Origin of the sequence: Streptomyces sp. SJL17-4 (assembly GCF_036826855.1) — a bacterium.
Lineage (GTDB): Bacteria > Actinomycetota > Actinomycetes > Streptomycetales > Streptomycetaceae > Streptomyces.
The window spans coordinates 8,431,361-8,444,238 of record NZ_CP104578.1 but is presented as its reverse complement, the minus strand read 5'-3'; the positions used below and the strand labels follow the sequence as shown (position 1 = coordinate 8,444,238).

Genomic DNA, 12,878 nt, shown 5'->3' with positions numbered 1-12,878 from the left:
GCCCACGCACTCCAATCGTTTGAATCGTCGACTGGAACAGCACGGGCTGCCTCAACCGGGGCACGCGCATGACCGCCCAGCTCCTGTTGAACAAAGCTGCGACCTGAGAATTCGTCTTCATCGAGCACTGGCGCGGCGACCCACTATGACCGAGCCACGGTGGCGGATCAACGTACGTCGGGGGTGCGTTCAACTGTGCGAGAAGGGCAGTTGAACGGCTGCTTCACAGGTCAGGGGCAGACCTTGACGGGGTGTGAAGGCCTTTGGGACGGTGAATGGCGCCTATGGCTTCTCTCCCTCCTTCCCGCTTTCACTGCGAGGCACCCGTATGCCCGATTCAGCGCCGCACATCGATCTGGTGGATCCGGAACTCTATTCCCGTGGCGATCCCTTTTCGCAATGGGCCTGGCTGCGTGCCAACGATCCGGTGCACTGGCACCGGCCGGGGGAGCTTCCGGGTTTCTGGTCCCTGACGCGTTACGAGGACATCCGTACGGCTTACCGGGACGCGGAGACGTTCAGTTCGGCGCAGGGGATCCTGCTGCGGCCGGCCGAGCACGGGGCGGACCCGGGCGGTGGGCGGACGCTGGCCCTCACCGACGCGCCCCGTCACAAGCAGCTGCGGGGCCTGGTCGACGGCTGGTTCGCCGTCCGCTCGGTCCGCGCGCTGGAGGCGGAGATGGCGTCGATCGCCGAAGGGGTGGTCGACGCGGCGCTGGAGCGGGGCAGTTGTGACTTCGTCGCCGATGTCGCGGCCCGGATCCCGCTCTATGTGATCTGCCGGATGATGGGGGTCCCCGAGTCGGACTGGGAGCGTCTGTACGACCTGACGAGCCAGGCGTTCGCGGCGGGCGATCCGCTCGCGCGGCGCTTCGCGCACCTGGACATCCTGGGGTACTTCGAGACCCTGCAGGCCGACAAGGCGCGCAACCCGGGTGACGACCTGGTGAGCGTCCTGGCGACGGCGGTGGTGGACGGTGAGCGGCTGAGTCCCGACGACGTGATCCTGAACTGCGACAACCTGCTGGTCGGCGGTACGGAGAACACCCGGATCGCCGCGGCCGGGGGGATGCTCGCGCTCCTGGAGCACCCGGAGCAGTGGAGTGCGGTGCGCGGGGATCCGGCGCTGCTGCCGTCCGCGGTCGAGGAGGTGCTGCGCTGGACGTCGACGGCCACGCACATCATGCGTACGGCCGTGAAGCCGGTGCGGATCCATGACCGGCAGATCGAGGCCGGCGACAAGGTGGTGTTCTGGCTGCCGTCGGCGAACCGGGACGAGACGGTGTTCGACGCGCCGGACGTGTTCGACGTGCGGCGCTCCCCCAACCGTCATCTGTCGCTGGGGTTCGGTGAGCACTTCTGCCTGGGCAGCATGCTGGCGCGGGTGGAACTGCGGCTTCTGTACGGCGAGTTGGTGAAGCGGGGGGTGCGCATCGAGCTGGACGGTGAGCCGAAGCTGCTGGATTCGATCGTCGTGAACGGTCCCGAGCTGCTGCCGGTGCGCCTGAAGGCCTCCTGAACCGCGTACGCGAGCGGGGCGCCCACCGTGGAGGTGGGCGCCCCGCTCGCGTGTGCGTGTGTGTGCGTGGGGGTCAGCCGGACATGGCGACCAGGACCCTGCGGTCGCCGGTGTAGGGACGTCGGCCGTGGGCGGTGGCGACGTTGTCGATGACCATGAGGTCGCCCTTGCGCCAGTCCACGTCGACGGCCGTCTCCAGGCCGCGGTCGTGGATGTGGAGGATGTAGGCGTCGGGGATGGGGCTGCCGTCGGCGAAGGTGACGGACTGGGGCAGTTCCTCGGGGGGCAGGATCTGTGCCAGTTCGCGGGCGGTCTCGTCGCCGAGGGCGGCGGGGTGGAAGTGGTCGGCCTGGTTGAACCAGACCTCGGTGCCGGTGACGGGGTGCCGGACGGTGGCGGGGCGGACGGGGCTGATCATGCGCAGGCCGCCGTCGGTGTCCCAGTGCCAGGTGAACTCCCCTGCCTTCAGGAAGGCTTCGACCTCGTCGCGGTCGTCGGTCTCGAACGTCTGGCGCCAGCTGCGGCCGAGGCCCATGCCGTCGTGCAGGTTCTGGGTGTAGCGGATGCCGCCGGCGAAGGCCTTGCGGACCTCGTCGTCCAGGGCGGCGAGCCAGCGCGCGCCGTCGGCGACGGGTGTGGCGCCGCCGCCGCCCGGGGTGGTGGCGCAGTAGAAGAAGAGCCGCTCGGGCCACTGGTGGCTGTACGACAGTTCGCTGTGCATCGCGATCGTCATGTGCTGGGGGTACTCGGTCGACGTGTAGAGGTTGCCGCCGAGCTGCGTGCGGGGCGAGGTGCCGTGCAGGTAGCCGAGCCGGTTGGGCAGCAGCAGGTCCATCACCGTCTCGACGTCCTCCTCGGGCACGTCGAAGTCCCGGAAGACCAGTGCCTTCTCGCGTGCGAGGAGGTCCCCGGGGTCTCCGAGGGCCGCCAGCCTGTCGCGTACTCCTTCGGCGCCGGTCGGACCGCCCTCGGGGCGTATGACGAGCGGGCTCCAGGCGGTGCTCGTGACGGGTGTGCTGGTGATCGTGGTGGTGTCGCTCATGGCTGGGCTCCTCGGCTCCTGACTCGATACGCGTGACCGGACGTCGTCGGGGCGGTGAGGCGGGCCGTGCTCCCGGGCCCCGCCGGGCGGGGGTCTGTCGAAGGCGGGGGCCGGGAGCCGCGCGGGGCCACGGCCCCGGCTCCGGCCGCTGTGGGCTGCCCGACGGGCGCGGCCGGACGCCCACTATGACCACGGCCCACCGGTGCGGGTCAACGCACTGTTCAACCGCGCGGTCGTCTTCGTTGAACGGCGTTGATCGGCGGGTCGTGGCGGTGTCATGGTGGACCGTCCGGCACGGCCGGGGGCCGTGGCCCCGGGTGGCCGCCCCGCTGTGGCCGGCGCCGTACGCGCGGTGTGCGGCATGGCCGCGCCGTCGCGGCCGGTGACGTCCCGCGCCGCCTCTTGTGCCCGCTGACTGCGACGACTTCGTCCCGGACGACCTGGAGTTCCTCTTGCGCACCGAGACTGTGACCGGAGGCATGTCATGCCGTATGTGACCTCCAACGGGATCCGGCTCTCCTACCAGCGTCAGGGCAGCGGCGAGCCGGTGCTGCTCATCATGGGCTCGGGCGCCGCCGGGCACGTGTGGACGACGCACCAGACACCGGCGATCAACGCGGCCGGCTACGAGACGGTGATCTTCGACAACCGGGGCATCGGCGCCTCCGACGCACCCGAGGGCATGTACACGCTGGCCGACATGGTGGCCGACACCAAGGGCCTGATCGAGGCCCTGGGGATCGGTCCCTGCCGGATCGTCGGTACGTCGATGGGCGCGATGATCGCGCAGGAGCTGGCGGCGCAGTATCCGCACCTGGTGCGCTCTGCCGTGCTCATCGCCACCCGTGCGCGCTCGGACGCGACCCGGCGGGCGCTGACCGAGGCGGATCTCGCGCTGCGGGAGAGCGGGGTGCGGCTGCCACCGAAGTACGCCGCGATGCGGACCGTCCTGGAGATGCTCTCCCCCGCCACGCTCAACGACGACACGTCGGCGCGGAGCTGGCTGGAGATCTTCGAGCTGACCGACGGTGGCGACGGCGGTGGCGGGCAGGCCGGCGTCGACCGGGCCGGCGACCGGCGCGGGGTGCTGCGTTCCATCGGGGTCCCGTGCCGCACGATCGCCTTCTCGGACGACCTCATCTGCCCTCCGCATCTGGTGGCCGAGGTGGCTGACGCCATTCCCGGGTGCGACCACGTGGAGATCGCGGACTGCGGGCATCTGGGGAACCTGGAGCGTCCGCAGGCCGTGAACGACGCGATCATCGAGTTCCTCGACAAGCACTGGCCCCGGGCGCGCACCGCCACCCGCCCCGCCCTTCCTTCTTCTTCCGTCCCTTACACGTAAGGCCGCGCCATGAACCAGCCTGAGCACGTCGATCCGGGTCCCGGGGCGAAGATCGTCCGGCAGGACGTCACGACGTGGACGCTGCGGATGTCCTCGCCCGAGCAGCTGCGGCCGGCCCGGTCGGAGACCGAGATGCGGGTGGAGCGTTCGCAGGTGCCGTCGGTCGATCTGAGCCGGGCCCTGTACGCGGCCGTCGGGTCCCACGTGTGCTGGACGGACCGTTTCTCGTGGAGCCACGAGACGTGGCGCGCGTGGGTGCACCGGCCGTCGATGGCGACGTGGATCGCCACGGTGCAGGGCACGGTGGCGGGCTTCTTCGAGCTGGAGGCGCAGCCGGACGGCGGGGTGGAGGTGGTGCTGTTCGGGCTGCTGCCCCAGTTCTACGGGCGTGGCCTGGGCGGCGCCCTGCTGACGGCCTGCGTGGAACGGGCTTGGCGCGGTGGTGTGGAGTGGGGCGGGCCCGAGGCGCTTCCCGCGCGGTACGTGTATCTGCGGACGAGCACGCTGGATCACCGTCATGCCGTGCGGAACTATCTCGCGCGGGGTTTCGAGACGGCGGAGGCGCGGACCGATGCCAAGCCGATCCCCGATCTGCGGATGGCGCCGTGGCCGCTGGCCCGGGATCCGCGGCAGGTGCCGGCTGGCGACCTCTAGGCCTGTTCGGAGTCCCTTGGAATCCGTTGGACTCGGTGAAGACGGCGGTGGCCCCTTCCCTGTGGGGAGGGGGCCACCGTCGTCTCTCATCGTCCGTTCGTCGCGGCCCTGGCTCTGGTGAAGCGGGCCAGGCGGCCGATGCCGTCCTTGATCTGCTCGTGCGTCAGGTAGCTGACGGAGAGCCGCAGGGCGTGTTCGCCGCCGCCCTGGGGGTGGAAGTACGCCATGGGGGTCCAGATGACGCCGAACTCCTCGGCCGCCTGGGTGAGTGCGGCCTCGTCGGCGCGGAAGGGAACGGTGAGGGAGAGGAAGAAGCCTCCGCTCGGTTCGTTCCAGCGCACGCCGAGCGCGGTGCGCTCCTGCGGCGGGAAGGCGTCCTCGAGGGCGTCGAGAGTGACGCGCATCGCGTCCCCGTAGTAGGCGGCGGTGGCCGTGTTGAGTTCGCCGGCCCGGCCGTCCGCCGTGAGCAGCATGCCGGCCACGAGGGCCTGGCTGATCGGCGAGGTGTTGACCGTCACCATCGACTTGATCTTGCTGAGCGCGTCGGCGAGGACCGTGGTGCGGCCCGTTTCGTCGGTGACGGGCTGGTCGGCGACGGCGAACCCGACGCGCGCACCGGGGAACAGCGTCTTGGAGAGCGAGCCGATGTGCACCACGCGGTGGTTGCGGTCCAGTGCCTTCAGCGTCGGGAGCCGCTCCCCCGGGCTGACCAGCCGGTAGGGGCTGTCCTCCAGGAGGAGGATGTCCTCGCGTTCGGCGAGGTCGAGCAGTTCCTGGCGTGCCTTGAGGGACAGGGTGGCGCCGGAGGGGTTGGAGTGGTCGGGGATGACGTAGAAGGCGCGGGGCCTGCGGCCCCGGGCGCGTTCGGCGTCGATCGCGGCGGCGAGGCGGTCGACCCGGACGCCGTCCTCGTCCTCCTCGACGGCGACCGGGGTGATGTCGAGGAGCCGGGCGGCGCCCGTGATGCCGACGTAGCAGGGGCTGGAGGCCAGCAGGACGTCGTCGGGGCCGGTGATCAGCGCGCGGACGGCGAGCAGCATCGCCTCCTGGGCGCCGACGGTGACCACGACGGCCTCCGGCGGGACGTCGATGCCCTCGTCCTTGCGCAGCGAGTCGGCGATCAGCTCGCGGATGTGTCCGCTCGTGGGCCCGTACTGGAAGAGCGTAGTGCGTATCTGCTCGGGTGTACTGCCCTGCTGGTGCAGGTGGTCCACGTAGTGGCGCAGGTAGGTGAAGATCTGCTCGGTGTCGAAGAAGCCCTCGTAGGGGCGTCCGGGTGCGAAGGAGACGGCGTCGGGGTAGCGGGTGGTGATCTCGTTGAGGAAGTTCATCGTGTCCAGGACGGGGTCCGAGACGCTGGCGTGGAGGTCCCGCGTCCGCAGCCCGCTGCCGGCGGGAGCGGCGACGGCGGGCCTGACGGGAGCGGGCCCGGCCGTCACGAGGGCGGGGGTCACGAGGGCGGGGGTCACGAGGGCGGGGGTCACGAGGGCGGGGCCCGCGTTCGTCACCGTCCCGGTGCCGGTCAGGGCCATGGCGTCGGTCAGTTCGTCGCGGACGATGCCGAGCACGTCGGCCACGCCGTCGGCTCCGGCGACGGCCAGTCCGTGCAGGGCGGGCCGGCCGAGGAGGACGGCATCGGCGCCGAGCGCGAGCGCGGTCAGGACGTCGGTGCCCCGGCGTACGCCGCCGTCGAGGAGGACGGGGCAGGCACGGTCGACGGCCTCGGCGACGACGGGCAGCGCGGTGAGGGTGGCCGGGGCCCCGTCGAGCTGGCGTCCGCCGTGGTTGGAGACGACGATGCCCTGCGCGCCCTCGGCGGTGGCCCGCCGGGCGTCCTGCGCGGTGAGGACGCCTTTGAGGAGGATCGGCAGGGAGCTGACGGTGCGCAGCCAGGCGAGGACGGACCAGTCCAGGGCGGGGTCGAACTCGGCGAGCGCGTGTGCGCTGGGCGAGTCGAATCCGTCGCCGGTGAGGTTGGCGGGTGCGATGCCTCCGGGGAGTTCGAAGCCGTTGCGCAGGTCGCGCAGCCGGCGGCCGAGGCGTGGCGCGTCGACGGTCAGCACGAGGGCTTCGAAGCCGGCCCGTTCGGCGCGTTCGATCAGCGCCCGGGTGACGCCCCGGTCGCGGAAGCAGTACACCTGCAGCCACAGCGGGGAGGTGGCGGCGGCGGCGATGTCCTCGAAGGTGCGGCCGGCGAAGGTGCTGACGGTCAGCGGGACGCCCGCGGCCCCCGCGCCGCGGGCGGTGGCGACCTCGCCCTCGGGGTGGGCCAGGACGTGGTAGGCCATCGGGGCGATCCCGAGGGGGGCCGCCCAGTCGCGGCCCAGGATCCGGGTCGTGGTGTCCGGTGCCTGGTGTCCGGCCAGGACGCGGGGGTGCAGGTGGACGGCGTCGAAGGCGGCGGTGTTGGCGGCGAGGGTGCGTTCGTCGCCCGCGCCGCCTTCCAGGAAGTCCCTGACGGCCGGCGTGAAGCGCGGCCGCGCCGCCGTCGCGTAGTCGGCCAGGGTCAGCGGACGGTCGGCGGCGGTGGGTGGGCGGTCGGCGGGGCTCATCCGGTGGTCAGCCGCTCGCGTTCCACCGCTTCGTACAGGGCGCGGATGTTGGAGCTGCCGAAGCCGCGCGATCCCTGGCGCTGGATCAGTTCGTAGAAGAGGGTGTTGCGTTCGTGCGGGGAGCGGCTGAACAGCTGCAGCAGGTGTCCCCATTCGTCGCGGTCGGCGAGGACCTGGGTGTCGCGGAGTTCGCCGACGATGGCCCGCAGGTCGGGGAAGCGGTCGGCGAGGACGTCATAGTAGGCGTCGGGGGTGGTGAGGAAGTCGACGCCGCGCTGCTTGCACTCCCGTACGGCCGGGATGATGTCGTCGACGAGGAAGGCGAGGTGCTGGACGCCGGGGCCGCCGTTGCGTTCGAGGAACGAGTCGAGCTGGCCGGTGTGCTTGTCGGGGTCCGGTGCGACGAGGGTGAAGGTGACGCCGCCGCGGGGGTTGCGGACGACGATCGAGTCCATCGCCTGGTCGCCGACGCTGACGTACTCCGAGTAGAAGCGGTCGAGGCCGAAGCCGTCCTGGTAGAAGCGCGCGTACGGGTCGAGGGTGCCGCCGGAAAGGCAGACGGCTATGTGGTCGAGGGACTGCACGCGGCCGGGCGGGTGGTGCGGTCCGTCGAGGGGGACCCAGGTGCGGCGGGGTGGCAGCCGGTCGGCGGCGGAAGCGGGGGCGGGGACGAGGGTGTGGACGACGTCGCCGAAGCCGCTGACGACGGTGTCGCCGCGGGGGGAGGTCTCGGTCCTGGCGCCGGCGCGCAGGGCCGCGTCGCGGGTGGCGGTGACGTCGTCGCAGGTCATGGCGATGTCGGCGATGCCGTCGCCGTGTTCGTCACAGAACTTCCAGGTGCCTCGGCCGGTGGTGACGACGACTTGGACGTCGCCCTGTCGCAGCAGGACGGAACTGCGGTCGACCTCGACGGAGTCGGCGACCCGGGTGAAGCCGAGGGCGGAGACGAAGTAGTCGGTGGTCGAGCGTTTGTCCTTGGTGAACAGCTCTACGTACGCGATGTCCTGCACGACCATGGAGCGGCCTCCTCAAGGCAGATGCCGTGTGACGTGTGTGCCGACGGCCGGGCGGGACACCCTGGGCAGTGCCTGGGTGCCCCGCGCCGGGCCGTGCTCGATCGGGTTCGGTTGCGATCGGGTTCGGTTGCGTTCGGATGCGGTCAGGTGGGGATGTGGTCCGGGTCGGACAGGGGTCGAGGACCGGTTCCGGCCGGGTGGGGGCCGGGCGGGCGGGTTACCAGCGCCACTCCTGCTGCTTGAAGAGGTGGCCGGCGGGGATGTCGCGCTCCTTGCACCAGGTCAGGAACTCCTCGATCTGCTTGATCTGGTAGGTGTCCTCCGTGTACGTGGTCGCCATGACGTGTCCGAGCCAGTCCTCCTCGCCCATCGCGTAGACGTAGGCCTCCTTGGCGCCGAGCTCGGTCATGATCGCGGCGGCCTGCTCGGCGTTGGAGCCGGAGAGCTTGCGGGAGTTGCTCATCTTCTTGGTGACCGGGATGGTCAGCAGCGCCTGGTAGAGCCAGGTCAGCGGCGCGCCGTCGCACTCCATGCCGAGGAAGGCGATGTCGGCCTGGCCGAGGTGGTTCTTCATGTAGCGGTAGAGGGACGGCTCGATGCCAGAGGAGTCAGCGCCGATGAAGACCTTCTTGCCGGCCAGTTCCGCCCAGTAGGTGGACTTGGCGCGGATGTCGAGGTCGCAGTGCTCGCCGAGGAACGGGGTGGCGGTGATCTTGCCGCCGGGGAAGGGCACCTCGTCGAAGTCGTCGACCTCGATGACGGTGAAGCCCTGGTTGCGGAGCATCAGCGCCATGGAGGGGTCGGCGAGGTTGCCCCGCGAGGAGCGCGGGACGACGATGGCGCCGAGCCGGCCGCGCAGCTGCAGCAGCGTCTCCAGGACGATGTGGTCCTGGTGGCCGTGGGTGATGAGGACGAGGTCGATGTAGTCGGGCAGGTCGTCCAGCGTGTATCGGTCCGTCTTGTCGCTGTCCGCGCTGATGAACGGGTCGGTGACGATGGCGGCCTCGGGTGTCTGCAGGACGAGGCAGGCGTGCCCGAAGTAGCGGATGCGGCCGCCGCTTTCGATGTGGCGGTCCTCGGACAGGCTCGGCTTGTCGGTGAGCAGGGTCCGCAGCTGCTTGGTCTGGGCGTCGTCCAGGCCGAGCGCGTCGCGCAGGTGCGCGAGGGTCGTGGGGTGGACGCGGCTCTTGAAGAGCTCGGCGAGGCCTTCGTGGCGGAAGGGGATCTGCAGCTCGAGGACGTCGGGCGAGGGCAGGCGCGGGGTGCTGAGGATGAACGGGCGCTCGATGCCCGTCTCCAGGGAGAGCTGCACCGACTGGCGCTCCTCCTGGTAGACGTTGCTCTTGTAGACGACCGGCTCGAGGAAGCGCATCTGCGCCTGGTTGTCGGTGTCGTAGGCGAGCTCGACGAGGCCGGCGAGCTCGGTGGGGAGCTTCGGGTAGAGCGGGGTCAGGTCGAAGCCGGTCGCGTTGGCGCGCAGGATCTCCTGGCCGGCGGCTATGGCGTGGGCGAAGCGGAGCATGTCGGCGCGGTCGCGCTTGATGGTGGCGAGCAGGTCGCGCACCTCGTCGGCGCGCTCCTCGGGGATGTTGATGAAGTAGCCGCCGCGGAGCTCGGGGTTGTTGCTGGCCGCGACGTGGACCTGCGGGGACTGCAGGTAGGACTCGAGGAGCGGGACCTGGAGGAAGGCCAGGTTCATCGCGGCCTGGACCGGCGCGATCGTGTAGGGCCAGGCGAAGAAGCGGTCCACGAGCGGCTCAATGATCGCCTTCGACCGCAGGTACAGCTGTTCGTCAGCCATGGGTGCTTTCCCTCCAGGAGAGCCAAGGAAGAGGACCGCCTGGGGGCACACGCATGCCCGTGACGCACAGCGGACCGTGAGAAAAGGAGAAGGAGTGCGGGGACGCCGGGTGTGTTTTCGGGCGTGCCTGCCGCAGCAGAATGACCGGCTGTGCGGGTGACGATCAATACGCGCTGGGTGGTGGCGGGTTGAACAGGCGGTCGAATCGGGCGTACGCCGGTGTTCCCCCTGGGTGGGGGGTGTTCAACCGCGGTGGTGGTGGCGGTTGAACACCGGTGGGGGTGGTTCTCAGGCCGCTACGGGTGCGGCGATGGGTGCCACGGCAGGCATGGCGACTTCGAGGTAGTCGGATACCGCGAGGGCGACGGACAGGTCGAGGCGTCCGGCGTTGAAGTAGATCTCGTCGTGGACGAGCAGGCCGTCGTCGACGAGGAGGTCGAGTTCGCGGCTGAAGGCGAAAGGGGCGATGGAGCCGCTGACGCTGCGGGTGAGGCGTTCGGCGACGGTCCGTTCGGCGAAGTTGGCGGTGCGCCCGCCGTAGCGGGCGGCGAGGGCGGTGAGGTCGACCCGGCGGTCGCCGGGGACGACGGCCAGGACGTAGCGGCGGGAGCGTTTACCGGTGGCCACGCGGACGACGAGGGATTTCGCGGCCTGTTCCAGGGGGTGGTCACGCAGTGCGCTGGCGGCCTCGGTGGACCCTTCGGGTGGGTGCCGGATGATCCGGTACGCGTCGGGGCGGGCGGTCAGGAGGGCGGTGATGCGCTCGAAGGCGTCGGGTGCCGTGACGGGGGTGGGGAGTGTGGCGGTGTCGGGTGGGTGCACGGTGCCTCCGCGAGGAGAGGAGCGGGAAAGGGAGGAGGGGGGTGTGCTCCTGCGGGGTGTCCGCCGGCATGCGGGGGTGCACCGCTCGTGGCGGCCGTGGCGGTCGCGGTGGTCGTCATCCTAGAAATTCGGGGGCGTGACCGGTACGTGTTCAGGCCGGGGTCCGGACGGCGGCGCGGGGGCGTGCGGGTGCACGGGCGTGCGGGCGTGCGGGCGTGCGGGCGTGCGGGCGTACGGGAAAGCCGCTGCCGTTTCCGCGTGGCAGCGGCTTCTTCGTGCGCGGGTGTCACTGGTCGCGGCGTTTGACGGCGAAGATCGTGATCGCGGCGGCGGCGACGGCCCAGACGGCGTAGACGGTCCACGCGCCCTCGGCGGACCAGGGGTGGTGCGCGGGCTTGTCGGCGATCTGCATCAGTCGGGCCCAGGCGCTGTAGGGCAGGGCGTGGTCGATGACGGCGGAGCTGTAGTGGTCGTCGCTGACGCCCATGGGGACGAGGAGGAGCAGGGCGAAGCTGGTTCCCATGGTGGCGGCGCTGGCCCGGATGATCGTGCCGACGGCCATGCCGACGAGGGCGGCGAGGGGGGCGGCGAGGACGCAGGCGGCGAGTGCGGACAGGACGCCGGGGTCGGTCAGGGAGAGGCCGGTGTCGCGTGCGGACAGGATGGCCTGGGTCGACCAGAAGGAGCCGCCCGCGGCGAGGAGGCCGAGTCCGGTGGTGACGACGCTGACGACGACGACCTTGGCGGCCATGACGGCGCTGCGGTTGGGGACGGCGGTGAAGGTGGTGCGGATCTGGCCGGTGCTGTACTCGCTGACGACGCTCAGTGCGCCCATGGCGCTGGCGATGAGCAGCAGACACAGCAGGGCGGCGTCGGTGAAGGAGTCGAGCATGGCCCAGTTGGGGGCGAAGTCGGCCTTCTCCTGGGCGCTCCAAGCGGGCCAGTTGCTGTAGTCGTCGTAGGTGGTGAAGACGTTGAAGCCGATGATGGCGAGGGTGCCGACGGCGATGGTCCACGCGGTGGAGCGCAGCGACCACATCTTGATCCACTCGGATGCGACGAGGTCGGCGAATCGGGCCCGGGGGGTGGGCTCGGGGTCGGGCTTGCGGGAGGCGCCAGTGGGGGTGGCGGGGGCGGTGGAAGTGAGGGTCATCGGGCTTCTCCTGCCGCGTACTCGACGCTGTCGGCGGTCAGTTCCATGAAGGCGGACTCGAGGGATGCGTTGTTGTTGGTGAGTTCGTGGACAGGGATCATGTGGCGGAAGGCGATGTCGCCGATGTGGGGTGCGCTCATGCCGCGGACGGTGAGGGCGTCGTCGGGGTGGGTCTCGACGGTGGCGCCGGCGTCGCTGAGGAGGGGGTGCAGCGAGGCGGCCTTGGGGGTGCGGACGGTGACGCTGCGCTGGGTGCCTCGCGCGGCGAATTCCTTGAGGCTCTCGGCGGCGATGAGCCGGCCCCTGCCGACGACGACGAGGCTGTCGGCGGTGTTCTCCATCTCGGACATGAGGTGGCTGGAGACGAAGACGGTGCGTCCTTCGGCGGCGAGCCGCTGGAAGAGGCCGCGGACCCATTTGACGCCTTCGGGGTCGAGGCCGTTGAGGGGCTCGTCGAAGAGGAGGACGGGCGGGTTGCCGAGCAGTGCCGTGGCGATGCCGAGGCGCTGCTTCATGCCGAGGGAGTAGCCGCCGATGCGGCGGTTGCCGGCGTCGGCGAGGCCGACCTCTTCGAGGACGTCGTCGACGCGGCGGCGGGGCAGCCGGTTGCTGACGGCAAGGGAGGCGAGGTGGGCGCGGGCGGTGCGGCCGCCGTGGACGTGGTGGGCGTCGAGCAGGGCTCCCACGTCGCGCATGCCGCGGGTGCGGTCGGTGTAGGGCCGGCCGTTGATGGTGACGGAGCCGCTGGTGGGCCGGTGCAGTCCGAGCATCATGCGCAGGGTGGTGCTCTTGCCCGCGCCGTTGGGGCCGAGGAAGCCGGTGACGTGGCCTGGTTCGACGGTGAAACTGAGGCTGTTGACTGCGGTCTTCTGTCCGTAGCGCTTGGTGAGTTCCCTTGCTTCGATCATGTGATTCATCATGGCGAGGGCCGCGCGAAGCGTCATCAGTCCCAGGGTGACACCGTTTGAACAGGG

Annotated in this window: 10 protein-coding genes; 3 read left to right on the top strand and 7 right to left on the bottom strand. The window is 70.7% G+C overall.

The window, feature by feature from the left end; genetic code table 11:
* The first annotated feature begins 253 nt into the window (after positions 1-253).
* The gene (locus N5875_RS38035; RefSeq protein ID WP_318212293.1) at positions 254-1,519 is read left to right on the top strand and encodes a cytochrome P450; all 1,266 of its coding nucleotides are present in this window, start codon (positions 254-256) and stop codon (positions 1,517-1,519) included.
* Between the two features lie 73 nt (positions 1,520-1,592).
* Here the strand turns inward: N5875_RS38035 and N5875_RS38030 are convergent, their stop codons facing one another.
* A complete protein-coding gene (locus tag N5875_RS38030; RefSeq protein WP_318212292.1) occupies positions 1,593-2,561 on the bottom strand; it encodes a TauD/TfdA family dioxygenase in 969 nt (322 codons plus the stop codon).
* Positions 2,562-3,045: 484 nt separating this feature from the next.
* Between N5875_RS38030 and N5875_RS38025 the strand changes: the two genes are divergently transcribed.
* Both N5875_RS38025 and N5875_RS38020 read left to right on the top strand, forming a co-directional pair.
* On the top strand, positions 3,046-3,906 hold the full coding sequence (locus tag N5875_RS38025) for an alpha/beta fold hydrolase (protein WP_338499005.1): 861 nt from the start codon (positions 3,046-3,048) through the stop codon (positions 3,904-3,906).
* A 9-nt stretch (positions 3,907-3,915) separates the two neighbouring features.
* Positions 3,916-4,560 (top strand): GNAT family N-acetyltransferase, encoded by a 645-nt coding sequence (locus N5875_RS38020; protein WP_318212290.1) that lies wholly within the window; start codon positions 3,916-3,918, stop codon positions 4,558-4,560.
* An 86-nt stretch (positions 4,561-4,646) separates the two neighbouring features.
* On the opposite strand, the gene N5875_RS38015 is transcribed toward N5875_RS38020, so the two are convergent.
* From N5875_RS38015 to N5875_RS37990, 6 genes are all read right to left on the bottom strand, one after another.
* Positions 4,647-7,112 carry an aminotransferase class I/II-fold pyridoxal phosphate-dependent enzyme gene (locus N5875_RS38015; protein ID WP_338499003.1) on the bottom strand — a complete coding sequence of 822 codons (2,466 nt, stop codon included), beginning with the start codon at positions 7,110-7,112 and terminating at the stop codon, positions 4,647-4,649.
* The gene (hppD, locus tag N5875_RS38010; RefSeq protein WP_318212288.1) at positions 7,109-8,128 is read right to left on the bottom strand and encodes a 4-hydroxyphenylpyruvate dioxygenase; all 1,020 of its coding nucleotides are present in this window, start codon (positions 8,126-8,128) and stop codon (positions 7,109-7,111) included. The genes N5875_RS38015 and hppD overlap by 4 nt, the downstream gene beginning before the upstream one ends.
* Before the next feature lie 217 nt (positions 8,129-8,345).
* Positions 8,346-9,929 (bottom strand): MBL fold metallo-hydrolase, encoded by a 1,584-nt coding sequence (locus tag N5875_RS38005; RefSeq protein ID WP_318212287.1) that lies wholly within the window; start codon positions 9,927-9,929, stop codon positions 8,346-8,348.
* 288 nt (positions 9,930-10,217) lie between these two features.
* A complete protein-coding gene (locus N5875_RS38000; protein WP_338499001.1) occupies positions 10,218-10,751 on the bottom strand; it encodes a YbaK/EbsC family protein in 534 nt (177 codons plus the stop codon).
* Between the two features lie 286 nt (positions 10,752-11,037).
* Positions 11,038-11,904: an ABC transporter permease gene (locus tag N5875_RS37995; protein ID WP_318212285.1), complete on the bottom strand. Its 867-nt coding sequence runs from the start codon at positions 11,902-11,904 to the stop codon at positions 11,038-11,040.
* A complete protein-coding gene (locus N5875_RS37990) occupies positions 11,901-12,812 on the bottom strand; it encodes an ABC transporter ATP-binding protein (protein ID WP_318212303.1) in 912 nt (303 codons plus the stop codon). The genes N5875_RS37995 and N5875_RS37990 overlap by 4 nt, the downstream gene beginning before the upstream one ends.
* Between the last annotated feature and the right edge of the window lie 66 nt (positions 12,813-12,878).